This is a genomic window from Aquabacter cavernae (genome assembly GCF_003993795.1).
In the GTDB taxonomy this organism is placed as follows: Bacteria; Pseudomonadota; Alphaproteobacteria; order Rhizobiales; family Xanthobacteraceae; genus Aquabacter; species Aquabacter cavernae.
Map to the genome: position 1 here is coordinate 986,675 of NZ_RWKV01000008.1, position 14,161 is coordinate 1,000,835.

General features: G+C 66.7%; 11 protein-coding genes and 3 tRNA genes. 6 read left to right on the top strand and 8 right to left on the bottom strand.

Features of this window, described 5'->3' with window-relative positions; all coding sequences use genetic code 11:
• Positions 1 to 116: 116 nt before the first annotated feature.
• Positions 117 to 1,295, top strand: a complete 1,179-nt coding sequence (locus EJJ38_RS09275) for a UbiH/UbiF family hydroxylase (RefSeq protein ID WP_127089786.1) — start codon at positions 117 to 119, stop codon at positions 1,293 to 1,295.
• Between the two features lie 42 nt (positions 1,296 to 1,337).
• On the opposite strand, the gene EJJ38_RS09280 is transcribed toward EJJ38_RS09275, so the two are convergent.
• On the bottom strand, positions 1,338 to 2,297 hold the full coding sequence (locus EJJ38_RS09280; RefSeq protein ID WP_127089787.1) for an AEC family transporter: 960 nt from the start codon (positions 2,295 to 2,297) through the stop codon (positions 1,338 to 1,340).
• A gap of 210 nt (positions 2,298 to 2,507) precedes the next feature.
• On the opposite strand from EJJ38_RS09280, the gene EJJ38_RS09285 reads away from it, so the two are divergent.
• The 5 genes from EJJ38_RS09285 (at position 2,508) to EJJ38_RS09300 (ending at position 6,505) form a co-directional block, all read left to right on the top strand.
• Positions 2,508 to 2,584: transfer RNA gene (locus tag EJJ38_RS09285), tRNA-His, on the top strand.
• Positions 2,585 to 2,628: 44 nt separating this feature from the next.
• The gene (locus EJJ38_RS09290; RefSeq protein ID WP_127089788.1) at positions 2,629 to 3,054 is read left to right on the top strand and encodes a hypothetical protein; all 426 of its coding nucleotides are present in this window, start codon (positions 2,629 to 2,631) and stop codon (positions 3,052 to 3,054) included.
• A 200-nt stretch (positions 3,055 to 3,254) separates the two neighbouring features.
• Positions 3,255 to 4,346, top strand: a complete 1,092-nt coding sequence (locus EJJ38_RS09295; protein WP_245454166.1) for an alpha-hydroxy acid oxidase — start codon at positions 3,255 to 3,257, stop codon at positions 4,344 to 4,346.
• Between the two features lie 56 nt (positions 4,347 to 4,402).
• Positions 4,403 to 4,549: a hypothetical protein gene (locus tag EJJ38_RS20290; protein WP_164738464.1), complete on the top strand. Its 147-nt coding sequence runs from the start codon at positions 4,403 to 4,405 to the stop codon at positions 4,547 to 4,549.
• A gap of 183 nt (positions 4,550 to 4,732) precedes the next feature.
• Entirely contained in the window at positions 4,733 to 6,505 is a 1,773-nt protein-coding gene (locus EJJ38_RS09300; protein ID WP_127089789.1) for a methyl-accepting chemotaxis protein, read from the top strand.
• Positions 6,506 to 6,757: 252 nt separating this feature from the next.
• Here the strand turns inward: EJJ38_RS09300 and EJJ38_RS09305 are convergent, their stop codons facing one another.
• The 7 genes from EJJ38_RS09305 to clpX all read right to left on the bottom strand — a co-directional run bounded on the left by EJJ38_RS09305 (position 6,758) and on the right by clpX (position 13,938).
• A complete protein-coding gene (locus EJJ38_RS09305) occupies positions 6,758 to 7,165 on the bottom strand; it encodes a mannan-binding lectin (RefSeq protein ID WP_205666132.1) in 408 nt (135 codons plus the stop codon).
• 286 nt (positions 7,166 to 7,451) lie between these two features.
• A tRNA-Asp gene (locus EJJ38_RS09310) sits at positions 7,452 to 7,528 on the bottom strand.
• A 156-nt stretch (positions 7,529 to 7,684) separates the two neighbouring features.
• Positions 7,685 to 7,760 (bottom strand) — tRNA-Val (locus EJJ38_RS09315).
• A 117-nt stretch (positions 7,761 to 7,877) separates the two neighbouring features.
• Entirely contained in the window at positions 7,878 to 8,900 is a 1,023-nt protein-coding gene (gene tal, locus EJJ38_RS09320) for a transaldolase (protein WP_127089791.1), read from the bottom strand.
• A gap of 564 nt (positions 8,901 to 9,464) precedes the next feature.
• Positions 9,465 to 9,743, bottom strand: coding sequence for an HU family DNA-binding protein (locus tag EJJ38_RS09325; protein WP_127089792.1), 279 nt, complete (start codon positions 9,741 to 9,743; stop codon positions 9,465 to 9,467).
• A gap of 208 nt (positions 9,744 to 9,951) precedes the next feature.
• Positions 9,952 to 12,369, bottom strand: coding sequence for an endopeptidase La (gene lon, locus EJJ38_RS09330; RefSeq protein WP_127089793.1), 2,418 nt, complete (start codon positions 12,367 to 12,369; stop codon positions 9,952 to 9,954).
• Between the two features lie 300 nt (positions 12,370 to 12,669).
• Positions 12,670 to 13,938 carry an ATP-dependent Clp protease ATP-binding subunit ClpX gene (clpX, locus tag EJJ38_RS09335; RefSeq protein WP_127089794.1) on the bottom strand — a complete coding sequence of 423 codons (1,269 nt, stop codon included), beginning with the start codon at positions 13,936 to 13,938 and terminating at the stop codon, positions 12,670 to 12,672.
• Positions 13,939 to 14,161: the final 223 nt, after the last annotated feature.

The following is a 14,161-nucleotide window of genomic DNA, read 5'->3' on the forward strand; positions in this document are numbered from 1 at the left end:
GAGAGCACTTCAGCTTTTCATGGAAACGCTGAAACGCTCACTCTCTTTGTCTTTATGCGTTTCCTTCACGCGAACCGCTTCACACTTCGCTCGGAAACGCTCCAAGGGAGGCTCGCATGAGCACAGCCGACGCCATCGATGTGGTCGTGGTGGGCGCAGGCCCGGCCGGGCTCGCGGCCGCGATCGCCTTTGCGCGAAAGGGCATCGCGACGGCGCTGGTCACGGGGCCGACCCGCGCGGCCGACCATCGCACCACCGCCCTCATGGAAGGCTCCGTGCGGGTGTTGGACGAGATCGGCGTGTGGGAACGCCTCGCCCCCCACACCACCCCGCTCCGGGACCTGCGCATCGTGGACGCCACCCGCCGCCTCGTGCGCGCGCCGGAAGTGCTGTTCCGGGCGCGCGAGATCGGCCTCGAAGCCTTCGGCTACAATATCGAGAACGACGCCCTGCGCCGGGAATTGCAGGCGGTGGCCGACGCGACCGAGGGGCTGGAGATCGTGCGCGCTTCCGCCATCGGGCATGAGGCGGACGCGGAGCGCATCCATGTGGCGCTTGATGACGGGCGCACGCTCTCAGCCCGCCTCTGCGTGGCGGCGGACGGGCGCCAGTCCCGCATGCGGCAGGCCGCCGGCATCCGGGTGCGCACCCGCGCCTATCCCCAGGTGGCCCTCACCTTCACCGTACGGCACACGCGCCCGCACGAGGAAATCTCCACCGAATTCCACACCGAATCCGGCCCCTTCACCCTCGTGCCCCTGCCCGGCGAGCGTTCCTCCATCGTGTGCGTTGTGAATGAGCGCGACGCGGTGCGGCTGATCGGCCTTGAAGGCGAGGCCCTGGCCCGCGAACTGGAGCGACGCGCCTTCTCCCTGCTGGGTGCCTTCCAGGTGGACGAAGGGCGCGGCGCCTTCCCCCTCGCCTCCGAAGTGGCCGAGCAGCTTGTGGCGCCCCGCCTGGCACTCATGGCGGAAGCCGCCCATGTGATGCCGCCCATCGGCGCCCAGGGGCTCAATCTGGGCCTGCGCGATGTGTCGGCCCTGCTGGAGAGCGTGGAAACGGCCACAGCGCGGGGCGGCGATCCGGGTGAGGAAAGCGTGCTGGAGGGGTACGAGTCGCACCGCCGCCGGGACATCGATTCCCGCATGGCAGCCGTGGACCTGCTGAACCGCTCGCTCCTGTCGGACCTCGTGCCCATGCAGGGCCTGCGCGGGCTCGGCCTGTACATGATGCAGAAGGTCGGCCCGTTCCGGCGCGGCCTCATGCGGCTCGGCGCGGGCCTCAACGCGGCCTGAGTCGGATCCGCGTTGGGATAAAGTCTGTAACGCTCTCGACGCTCACCAGAGCCCGCCCAGCGGCAGAAGATGCTGCTGGAGCAGATAGAGCACGCCGGTGACGGTCGCCACGGAGGCGAGCGTGCCCAGGAGCACGGCGGCGGACGCCTGCTCCAGATAGACATTGTACTGCCGCGCCAGCACGAAGCAGTTCAGCGCGGGCGGCAGGGACGCCATCAGAACCCCGGTTTCCACCCAGCTGCGCGACACGCTCGCGAACGTGGTCAGGGAGATGAGCGCGATCACCGGGTGCGCCACCAGCTTGATGGCGAGCAGCGGGAACAGCTCCGTGGGCACCTTGCCCAGCGGGCGCAGCGCCACCGTCACCCCCAGCGTGAACAGGGCGCAGGGCGCTGCCGCGTTCTTCAGGAAATCCAGCATGCGCTCCACCGCCCCCGGCGCGCGGAATTCCGCCCATGCGGCCAGCACGCCCAGCAGCGTGGCGATGTTGAACGGGTGGGTCAGCACGCGCTTCACCACCAGCAGCAGCGTGGTGCCCAGCGATCCCTGCCCGCCGCGCACCGCCACCAGCAGCGGCACCAGCGTGAAGAAGAACATGCTGTCGCAGGCGAAGATCAGCGCGGCGGGCGTCGCCGCCTCCTGGCCCAGCGCGGCCAGCGTCAGGCCCGGGCCCATATAGCCCACATTGGCATAGGCCCCGACCGTGGTGGCGATGGCCGATTCGGCCAGATTCCCCCGCCGCAGCCTCAGGCTGACCCCGAAGGCCAGCGCGGCGGTGAATGAGGTGGAGATGACGACCGCCAGGATGAAGCCGGGATTGACCAGTTCCTGGAACGGGGTCTCCGCCACGATCCGGTAGAACAAAGCCGGCAGCGCCAGATAGATGATGAAGAAGGACAGCCAGGCGAGCCCTTCCTCCGGCAGGCGCACGAAGCGCCCGCAGCCATAGCCGAGGAAGATCAGGCCGAAGAAGGGAAAGGCGAGGCCAATAAGATCGGACATGAGGCGGGGCGCGTGGCTTTCGTCGTTGCGGAACCTTTAGGGCCTGCCGATACGGTGAGGAAGTGGCCCCCGCGAAGGCGCCTGGCCCACGTCATGCACAGAGCGGGACGCTTCCGCGCAGCGACCCCCTTGAATCCCATTCCTCATCAGCGTAGGTTCCGCGCCTCGCCAAGGCCTATCGGTCCTGGCGTCCCCGCATTGCGGGCCTTTGCAGCTGTAGCTCAGTTGGTTAGAGCGCCGGTCTGTGGAACCGGAGGTCGGTGGTTCGAGCCCACCCAGCTGTACCACCACTTTTTCATTAGAATTCAACGCGCCAAATGCGATACGCACTATGGTCGCACGCCTCGCCGGCCGTGCCTGGGCTTGCGGCGGATCGGTGCGTTTTCAGCGCGTCTTCACCACCTGCCGGCAATTTCATGCGACACGGATCCTTCACGAAAGCGGTGGATCGTTCATGCTGGGCGCGGGCAAGCCTCGAATCTGCTGGCATCCAGCTTTCGGCCGGCGTCGGGTGGATCTGGAGTGGCGCCCAAGGAGAAATACGATGATCGACCATAAGGCGCGCGCGGAAGCCGCCTTCTCTGGCCAGAAACCCACCGCAACGCCCTCGTCCGTCGAGCAGGCCGCCGATGCCGCGCAAGCCAAGATCGCCCGCCTCAAGGCCCTGCGAGAGGCGCGTGAAAAGGCTGAGGCGGACAGGATGGAAATCGCCCGCCAAAAGGCGCGGCGTGCGCGGGAGGAACGCAACAGGGGATAGGCTGGACGCAGCCGTCCCATGGAGGTGAATACCGAAATGCCCCCCAGGTCGGCTGGAGGTCGGTGGTTCGCGCGCCCGGGCTGTCCCTTCCCCGTCCGCGCCCCGCTTTCCAACTGCGTCGGTGCGCGTCTGTCCGGTCCGGTCGCTTCACCCTCGCCGGATCAGGTTCTAATGTCCTCCCGCATCCTCGGGAGACCCGCTTGTCCCAAGCCATCGGCACCCACGCCCCCGCGCCCCCCGTCTCGCTCGGTGATTACGAGCGCCACGCCGCCACCCTCATGAGCCCCATGGCTCTGGCCTATGTGAATGGCGGCGCGGGTGACGAGATCACGCTCAGTGAGAATCGTGCGGCGTTCGATCGGCTGCGCCTGACGAGCCGCGTGCTGCGGGACATGGGCGGTGCCAGCACGGCCCTGCGGCTGCTGGGCGTCGAGCTGGACCATCCCATCCTCCTGGCGCCCGTCGCCTATCACAAGCTGGTCCACCCGGAGGGCGAGATCGCCACCGCCCAGGGGGCCGGGGCGGCGCGCGCGGGGCTGGTGGTGAGCACCCAGGCGAGCACCCGCCTGGAGGACATCGCGGCAGCCGCCACCGCTCCCCTCTTCTTCCAACTCTATGTGCAGCCGGACCGGGACTTCACCCGCGACCTCATCGCCCGTGCACGCGCCGCCGGATACAAGGCGCTGATGGTGACGGTGGATGCGCCCGCCAGCCTGCGCAATCGCGAGCAGCGCGTGGGCTTCCGGCTGCCGGCCGGCGTGTCGCCCGTCAATCTCGCAGGGATGGCCCCGCGGCCGGCGGCCACGGGCGCGGTGGGGCAGAGCCCGCTCTTCTCCGGCTTCCTGTCGGGCAGCGCCACCTGGGCCGACATTGCCTGGCTGCGGGAACTCACCGACATGCCCCTTGTGCTGAAGGGCATCCTCTCCCCCGCCGATGCGCGCGAGGCGCTCGCCCATGGGGTGGACGGCATGGTGGTGTCCAACCATGGGGGCCGGGTGCTGGACACGCTCCCCTCCACCATCGAGGCCCTGCCCCGCGTGGCGGAGGCCGTGGGTGGCGCGGTGCCCCTTCTGCTGGACGGCGGCGTGCGGCGCGGCACGGATATCGTGAAGGCCATAGCCCTCGGCGCCAGCGCGGTCATGATCGGCCGCCCCTACATCCATGCTTTGTGCGCGGCCGGCGCGGCCGGGGTGGCCCATGCGGTCCACCTGTTGCGGGCGGAGCTGGAAGTGGCCATGGCCCTGACCGGCAGCGCCCGCATTGAGGACATCGACGCCACCGTGCTGTGGTGAGACGCGGGAACCGTTCCGCCTACGCTTGCGTTATCTCGGCAAACGGAGACTTCACCATGCCGAAAGCCGTGCTTTACGCCGTCATCGCCGTCCTTCTCGTGGGCGGAGGCGTCTATGCCTACCAGCAGCACGAGAAGGAAAAGGACACGCTCCAGATTGAAATCGGCCCGAAGGGCTTGAAGGTGGACCCGCCCGCCCGCTGACACGGCCGGAGCGGAAGCCTCTGATTTCGTTCGCTGTATGGAAAACCTAAACGCCTCTACCTTCGGTGGAGGCGTTTTTTCTTGCGCTCATTCCATCGGAAATGGACCTATTAGCCCGCAAACATTCATATGAGTGTCAACAATCGGGAACAGGTGTGCGCCTTTATTTGACCGGATCTCATCATGACCCTGATTGCCGATCTCCCGCCCGTATCGCGGGCCGCACCTGCCGTGCATTCATCCAGGAAGCGCGCACCCCGGATCAGGCTTGCCTGGCCCCATCTCACCATCGGGCGCAAGCTTGCGGGCGTGATCGGACTTCTGTCCCTGCTCACCCTCGGCGTGGCACTCCTGAGCGTGGTGCAGATCGCCTCCGAGCAGCGCCGGGCCGCGGAGGTGGAGGAGATCTGGACGGTGGCCTTCCAGGCCCAGAACCTCGCCCGCTCCATCGAGCATGCGGTGGTCGCCGCCAATGCCGTCTACACCGCCAAGGACAAGGCCGCAGCGAAGCAGAAGCTGGAAGGCCTGGAGGGCGCCCTCGCCGAGGTGGAGGCCGCCCGCGAGCCCTTCTTCGCGGCCCTCGGAGAGCGGCTGGAACCCATGCGCCGCCTGCGCCTGCAGAACCAGGTGAATGAATTCATCGCCTACCAGAAGGACACCGCCGAGCTGGGCCTCACCATCTCGCCCCAGGCGGCGCTGCTCCAGGCCCAGGAAGAGCCCACCGTGAGAAGCCGCGAGCAGATGGTGAAGGCCATCGAGGCGCTCGGCGCGGAAACGCTCACCGGCCTCAACGAGGCCAAGGCCCGCGTCGCCTCTGAACGGCAGGAGGCGCAGGTGGCGCTGGTGGTCATTCCCATCGTCGGCCTGCTGCTGGCGCTCGCCGCCGCCGTGAGCGTGACGGTGGGGCAGATCCAGCGGCCACTCGCCCGCCTGAAAACCTATATGACGGCGCTGGCCGCAAACAATCTGACGGTGGATGTCCCCTTCACCGGCCGTCGCGACGAGATCGGCGAGATGGCGAACGCCATCGCCGTGTTCCGCACGGCTCTCACCGACAAGGCGGCGGCGGATGCCCGCCTCCAGGCCCAGGCCGCCGCCGAGCATGCGCGGCTGGAGCAATTGTCCGAGGCGGCACGCCGCTTCGAGGCGGATGCGCTGGGCATGATGCAGGCCGTGCGCGGAGCAACGGAACGCATGGGCGAGGCCGCCAGCGCCATGTCCGTCGCCTCCGACGAGACCGAGAAGGACGCGGTGGTGGTGGCGGATGCCGCTGCCGCCTCCGCCCGCGCGGTGGATTCCATCGCCGAGCACGCCACCCAGCTCTCGCAGGCGGCCAATGGCATCGGCGAGCGCATCCGCAGCACCAGCGAGATGGCGGCCACGGCCCTGGACGAAACCCGCCAGACCGGCGACGCGGCGGACGGACTGGTGCGTGCGGTCTCGCAGATCGGCGCGGTCATCGACATGATCGGCGCCATTGCGGGCCAGACCAACCTGCTCGCCCTCAATGCCAGTATCGAGGCCGCCCGCGCCGGGGACATGGGCCGGGGCTTCGCGGTGGTGGCGCAGGAAGTGAAGGCCCTCGCCCAGCAGACCGCCAACGCCACCGCCGAGGTGACGCAGCAGATCGAGGCCATCCAGCAGGCAAGCCGCGCCACCGCCCAGGCGGTGAACGGCATCGGCGCCACCATCGAGCGCATGACCGGCCTTGCGGCGGAAGTGGCCGCCGCCGCCCACCAGCAGGAAATGTCGGTGCGGGACATCGCCCACGGCATGAGCGAGGCGGCGGGCGGCTCGCAGACCGTGTCGCGGCGCATCGAAAGCGTGCGCTCCTCCGTGGTCTCGCAGGGCACGCATTTCGATCAGGTGCAGTCCTTGGCCGGGCAGCTCGACCAGCAGGCACGGACCCTGGGTGATTCCGTGGACCGCTTCCTGGTCTGCGTCCGCGCGGCCTAGGTCGGCGCGAGTGGCGGGGCGCATCGCCCACCTCGGGCTTGGCCGAATGCCTTGAAGCCGTCGCAATTGGAGGCTTTTAAGCCACCATCGAGATCGTGCGCCGGGCCAGGAAGATCCCCTTGGGCCCGTAATTCCCGGCGACGACGTCGCGACGAGCGGTCCCCATCCGGGGATCCGTCATGACCGGTCAGAAAGGTCATGCGCCCCGTCCGGTTTAACCGGGCGGGGCGTTTCGCGTTTCAGGGGGCCGTGTCAGCGGGGCACGTAGCAGTCGCAGCTCGACTGGCCGGGCGCGAAGGTGCGCCAGTTGCCGTCCCAGAGATTGCGCCCGCCGCAGGCATGAGAGCACTTCCCGGGCGCATCCCAATTGCCCCAGATCGGCCCGGCCACCACCTGCTCGATACGGTAAGACCAATTGCCGCCATTGCCGCTCGGCCACCGGCGGAAGTCGCAGCTGCAGACCGATTCCATGCCGGGGACGACGGTCTTCCAACGGCCGGTCCAGACGCCGCGTTCGCAGACGCGCGGGCATTTGGCCTGGGCATCCCAGTCGTTCCAGATGGGGCCGGCGGGGACATCCCCGGCGAACGCGCTCTGGGTCATCATGCCCGTGAGAAGAAAAGCAGCGGCAAGAATGCCGGCCAGGAACCGCACCATCATCCGTCCCCCTCGTTCGAGGCCTTGGGGCAGCCGCGCCCGGCTGCAAGGCGACATCTCCGGCTCTAGAGTGCGATCGCCTCACCTCGATGCACGTCGGTGCATCGAGGTGAGGCGTGAATCGCTCTCTATCAATGATTTAGAGACTGTTTCACCAATCCGGTTGATTCAACCGGATTGGATCAGGCTCTAACAGGAACCGGCGGTTCGCGTTACGACCCGAGGGGGGAACAGGCGCAGCGATCCACAGGGATCCGCGCACATTCGACATGATATGTCTGGAAGGGAATGGCGCGAGTGACGGGGCTCGAACCCGCGACCTCCGGCGTGACAGGCCGGCGCTCTGACCAACTGAGCTACACCCGCAATCGGCGTCGCCGTAGGGCGCCGCGTCGAGAAGCCGGTTGATAAGACCCCGGACTGATCAAGTCAAGCGACCCGAACGCGGATTGCAGGCCCCTGTGCAAAACTCGCCGGGACGCGGCGAACCAGGCATGTCCGATCATAAGGGGGGAGAAGGAATGGTGGGCGGTGACGGGCTCGAACCGCCGACCCTCTCGGTGTAAACGAGATGCTCTACCAACTGAGCTAACCGCCCGGCCCCGGTGACGCCATGCGCCTTGCTGTGCGGCATGCGCCGCGAACCGGGTGTGCCCGCATATAGGCCAGGGCGCGCTGCGCGTAAACAACGCGCCCGCGCCCCGGCATGGACCGCTCAGCCCTCCAGGCGGCGCAGCACGGTCTCATGCAGGGCTGAAAGATCGCGCGCAAACAGGCGGATGCCTTCCGCGAGCTTCTCCGTGGCCATGGGATCCTCGTTCATCACCCAGCGGAACAGAGGCTCATCCAGCGGGCGCGTGACGTCGAATCTCTCCGCGGTCTCGCCCACGAGGCCATGGGCCACCAGATCGGCCGGGCCGATCAGGGCGGTGGAGGGCGCGGTTTCCGGCGACAGCACACGCTCCAGGGCCCCCTCGTCCTTGGACAGGGCATCCAGCAGCGCAGGGGCGATGGTGAGCCGGTCGCAGCCCGCCAGGGCCTCGATCTCTCCCGTGTTGCGGAACGAGGCGGCCATGACGATGGTGGCGATGCCACGGCTCTTGTAATAGCCGTAGATCTCCCGCACCGAGCGCACTCCGGGATCCTCCTCGGCCGTGAAGTCCCGGCCCGCCGCCTTCTTGTGCCAGTCCAGGATGCGGCCGACGAAGGGCGAGATGAGGAAGGCCTTCGCATCCGCGCAGGCGACTGCCTGGGCGCGATTGAAGAGCAGCGTCATGTTGCAGTCGATTCCCTCCGCCTGGAGGATCTCGGCCGCCCGGATGCCCTCCCAGGTGGAGGCGAGCTTGATGAGGATGCGCTCGCGCCCGACGCCGCGCGCCGCATAGGCCGCGATGATCTCGCGGGCCTTGGCGACGGACGCCGCCGTATTGAAGGACAGGGAGGCATCCACCTCCGTGGAGACGCGGCCCGGCACGAGGCGCGACAGCTCATAGCCCACAGAAATGGCGAGCCGGTCCGCAACGGCGCCGGCCACCGCCGCGCGGTCACCGGCCTGCGCCCGGCCCCAGGCCACCGCCTCCTCCATGGCCGGTGCGAAGGCGGGCGTATCCAGCGCCTTCAGCACGATGGTGGGATTGGTGGTGCAATCGATGGGGCGGAAGCGGGCCACCGCCTCCATGTCGCCGGTATCGGCCACCACCACCGTCATCTGCCGCAATTGATCGAGTTTCGAGGCCACCTGCCCGCTTCCTCTCCCGTTGGACGCGCCTCGCGGGGAAACAACCCCATCGGCCGCGCACCATTGCCTGGAGTGCGATGGATCCGGATGGAAACGCAGATGCGGTTCGCTCCGATCGCTGCTCGCGCTCTCTCAAGGGGGCCGAGACTGATTCACCGGGAGGCTCAATGCAACCCGGCCGGATCAGCTCTCAGAGCGGCCGGGCGGAATCTCGCCTGAGGCCGCCTCCGCCACCCTGGCGCATGGCATAGCATGTTCGCGGTGACGAAAGCGCGGCACAGGGCGCGGAGGACTACGGGAGTGGTTTGGGCGGGACGCTTGCGAAGCCGGCTGTCCCACCGACCCCGATGGAAGCGGTTCCCGGGCGGATCACAGCACGCCGGCGGGGAGCGCCATCATGGGCGCCGGGTCTATGGCTAAGAGGTCTTCAGGCATCCGGCGGCCGTACGGGGCACTGCGGAGCCTCTGAAGAAGGCGGGCGTGGGCCGGTTTCGACCCCGCCGCGCCGGAACCCCGGGGGCGCTTCCGGCCGAATGGGCCGGGCGCCGCTCCGGGGATTGAGGGTCAGTCGTTGACGGCTTCCTTCAGGCCCTTACCGGGCGTGAACTTCGGCGCCTTGGACGCGCTGATCTTCACCGGCTTGCCGGTGCGCGGGTTGCGGCCTTCACGGGCAGCGCGGGTCACCACGGAGAAGGAGCCGAAGCCGATCAGCTTCACTTCTTCGCCCTTCTTGAGGGCCTGGGTGATGATCTCGAACGTCGCGTCCACCGCGGCCTGTGCAGCCGCCTTGGTGAGCTTCGCCTCGTCGGCCACCGCGGCGATCAGTTCGTTCTTGGTGGTCATGTGACCGTTCCTTCCTTCGTTGTCTGAGAATCGTGAAAGGCATTGCCTCAAACGATCGGCGGGAAAATTTACGGAAAATGCGGCTTTTGCAAGCGCGATCCGCTTCAAACCCGCATAAATGCACGATTTCCAGACCTGTTGGTCCACACATGAAAAAGGCGGCGCAAAAACTGCGCCGCCTCAGATTGCCGTAAGTTATTGAAATAACTCAGTGAGCGACGACGCCGGAGGCATCCTCGTCCGGTACCACCGCATCTACCGGCCGTTCGGTCCATTCGATGGGCTCGGGCTTGCGGATGAGGGCATGGGCGAGCACTTCGTCCATGCGAGACACCGGGATGATCTCCAGAGCATTCTTCACGTTCGACGGAATTTCGGCGAGATCCTTCGCGTTCTCCTCAGGGATCAGCACCTTCTTGATGCCACCCCGAAGCGCCGCGAGGAGCTTCTCCTTGAGCCCGCCGATGGGCAGGACGCGCCCACGCAGCGTGATCTCGCCGGTCATCGCCACGTCGCGGCGCACCGGGATTCCGGTGAGCACGGAGACGATGGTGGTGGCCATGGCAGTGCCGGCCGACGGCCCGTCCTTGGGGGTCGCCCCCTCGGGAACGTGAACGTGGATGTCGCGGCGCTCGAACAAAGGCGGCTCGATGCCGAAGTCCACGGCCCGCGAGCGGACATAGGACGCGGCGGCCGAGATGCTTTCCTTCATCACGTCGCGCAAATTGCCGGTCACCGTCATCTTGCCCTTGCCGGGCATCATGACGCCTTCGATAGTCAGCAGCTCGCCGCCCACCTCGGTCCAGGCGAGGCCGGTGACGACGCCCACCTGATCCTCCGCGTCGATCTCGCCGTAGCGATAGCGCGGGGCACCCAGGAAGGTCTCCAGATTCTTCTCGGTGACCTTCACCGACTTCTTCTTGGAGATGACCAGTTCCTTCACCGCCTTGCGGGCGAGGTTGGAGATCTCACGCTCCAGGCTGCGCACGCCCGCCTCGCGGGTGTAGCGGCGCACGAGCGTCAGGAGGGCCGCATCGTCGATGCCCCATTCCTTCGGCTGAAGACCATGCTTCTGCACCGCATTGGGAATGAGGTGCTTGCGCGCGATCTCCACCTTCTCGTCCTCGGTGTATCCGGCGATGCGGATCACCTCCATGCGGTCGAGCAGGGCCGGCGGAATGTTCAACGTATTGGCCGTGGTCACGAACATCACGTTCGAGAGGTCGTAATCCACCTCCAGATAGTGATCGTTGAACGTGCCGTTCTGCTCGGGGTCGAGAACCTCCAGCAGGGCCGCCGAGGGATCGCCGCGGAAGTCCGCGCCCATCTTGTCGATCTCGTCCAGCAGGAAGAGGGGGTTGGCCTTCTTCGCCTTGCGCATGGACTGGATGATCTTGCCGGGCATGGAGCCGATATAGGTCCGCCGGTGACCGCGAATCTCCGCCTCATCCCGCACGCCGCCGAGAGCGACGCGCACGAACTCACGGCCCGTCGCCTTGGCGATGGACTTGCCGAGCGAGGTCTTGCCCACGCCGGGAGGGCCGACGAGGCACAGGATGGGGCCCGTGAGCTTGTTGGCGCGGCTCTGCACGGCGAGATACTCGACGATGCGCTCCTTGACCTTGTCCAGGCCGAAATGATCGCCGTCGAGGATGGACTGGGCAAAGCCCAGATCCTTCTTCACCTTGCTCTTCACGCCCCACGGAATGGACAGCAGCCAGTCCAGATAATTGCGCACCACGGTGGCTTCCGCCGACATGGGCGACATCTGGCGCAGCTTCTTCAGCTCGTGGGTGGCCTTTTCACGGGCCTCCTTGGTGAGCTTGGTGCGCTTGATGCGGTCTTCCAGTTCCTGAAGGTCGTCCCGGCCCTCTTCGTCGCCGAGCTCCTTCTGGATCGCCTTCATCTGCTCGTTCAGATAGTATTCGCGCTGGGTCTTCTCCATCTGGCGCTTCACCCGCGTGCGGATGCGCTTCTCCACCTGGAGGACCGAGATCTCGCTTTCCATCAGCCCGAGCACCTTCTCAAGGCGGTCGGCCACCTTGATGGTCTCGAGCACGCCCTGCTTCTCGGGGATCTTCACCGCAAGGTGCGAGGCGATGGTGTCGGCGAGCTTGGAATGATCGTCGATCTGGCCGACGACACCCACCACTTCGGGCGACACCTTCTTGTTGAGCTTCACATAGTTCTCGAACTCGTTGACCACCGAGCGGGCAAGCGCCTCCGCCTCGACGCGGTCGCCCGCTTCGTCGTCCAGCGTGATGGCCTCGGCCTCATAGAGGTCGGTGCGCTCCGTGTACTGCACCACCTGCGCGCGGGTGACGCCCTCCACCAGCACCTTCACCGTGCCGTCGGGCAGCTTCAGGAGCTGGAGGACGGTGGCGAGGGTACCGACGCGGTAGATGGCATCGGCGGCAGGATCGTCGTCAGAGGCATTCTCCTGCGTGGCCAGCAGGATGTAGGTGTCGCCGCGCATCACCTCTTCAAGGGCGCGGATGGACTTCTCGCGGCCCACGAACAGGGGAACGATCATGTGCGGGAACACGACGATGTCCCGCAAAGGCAGCACCGGGAACGTCTGGGCGACGCCCGGGACAAGCGGAGGGCGCGGCTTCTGGCTTGTCATGACCCAATCCTTTCATAGGGCACCGGCGCGCGGGCGCATTGGCCCGCCGGGACGGCGCAGCCGGAACGGGAACGGCTTTTCAATGCTGATGCGGCTGTGAGACCGCGAGAGGCACGAGGTCCGAGCCCGGAGACCGGATTCTTCAAATCATAGATGGAAAGCCTGAAGCTGGCTTTCAAGGTGCGCCGCAGCGCGTGGGTGGGGACGATCTCCCTCCCCTGCCCGCGGCCCATTGTCCGCGGCGCGCGCCCGCATCCCGCCCGGGCCCGGAGGCCGCGGCGGGAGCGGGGGCGCATGCCGTCACGCACTGGCGCCGGCATCGCCGACACGGTCGGCATAGATGTAGAGGGGGCGGGCATTCTGCTCGACCACTTCCTTGCTGATGACCACCTCCTCGACCCCTTCGAGGCCGGGAAGATCGAACATGGTGTCCAGCAGGATGCCTTCCATGATGGAGCGCAGGCCGCGCGCGCCGGTCTTGCGCTCGATCGCCTTGCGGGCGATGGCGCCGAGCGCTTCCTCGTGGATGGTGAGATCCACGTTCTCCATCTCGAACAGGCGCTGATACTGCTTCACCAGCGCGTTCTTGGGCTCGGCCAGGATCTGCTTCAGGGCAGCCTCATCCAGATCCCCCAGCGTCGCCAGAACCGGCAGACGGCCGATGAACTCGGGAATGAGGCCGTACTTCAGCAGGTCCTCGGGCTCCACCTCACGGAACACCTCGCCGGGACGGCGATCCTCGACGGACGCCACCTTGGCGGCGAAGCCGATGGAGGTGCCGCCCTTGCCGCGCGCCGCGATGATCTTGTCGAGGCCCGCGAAGGCGCCGCCACAGATGAACAGGATGTTGGTGGTGTCCACCTGCAGGAATTCCTGCTGGGGATGCTTCCGGCCGCCCTGAGGCGGAACGGAGGCCACCGTGCCTTCCATGATCTTCAGCAGGGCCTGCTGCACGCCCTCGCCCGACACGTCGCGGGTGATCGAGGGGTTGTCGGACTTGCGGCTGATCTTGTCGATTTCGTCGATATAGACGATGCCGCGCTGGGCCCGCTCCACGTTGTAGTCAGCCGCCTGCAGGAGCTTGAGGATGATGTTTTCCACATCCTCGCCCACATAGCCCGCCTCGGTGAGCGTGGTGGCGTCCGCCATGGTGAAGGGCACGTCCAGGATGCGCGCCAGCGTCTGGGCCAGCAACGTCTTGCCGGAGCCGGTGGGGCCGATCAGCATGATGTTGGACTTGGCCAGCTCGACGTCGCCGTGCTTCGTGGCGTGGTTCAGCCGCTTATAGTGGTTGTGCACCGCCACTGAGAGGACCTTCTTCGCGTGGTCCTGGCCGATGACATAGTCATCGAGAACCTTGCGAATCTCCTTCGGGGTGGGAATGCCGTCCCGCGACTTCACCAGCGAGGACTTGGATTCCTCGCGGATGATATCCATGCAGAGTTCGACGCACTCGTCGCAAATAAAGACCGTAGGTCCTGCGATGAGCTTGCGGACCTCATGCTGGCTTTTGCCGCAGAACGAGCAGTAAAGCGTATTCTTGCTATCGCTGCCGCCGGTCTTGCTCATCTTCATCTTCCTCCGGCTCCTGCCGCGGCCGCTATGGCCAGGACAAGGAGCCCAATGCAGGCGCCCTTGCGGAGGGACCGCTTCGGGAACCCAGCCCGACCTTTCAGCCGGACTTAAACCAATCACCCTCCAGCACGCCGATCAAGGCATATGCACAGATTATGCCCATTCCAGCTTACCCGAGTCTCACATCTTTGCCGCAGGCCATAGCCGCCAACGGCGC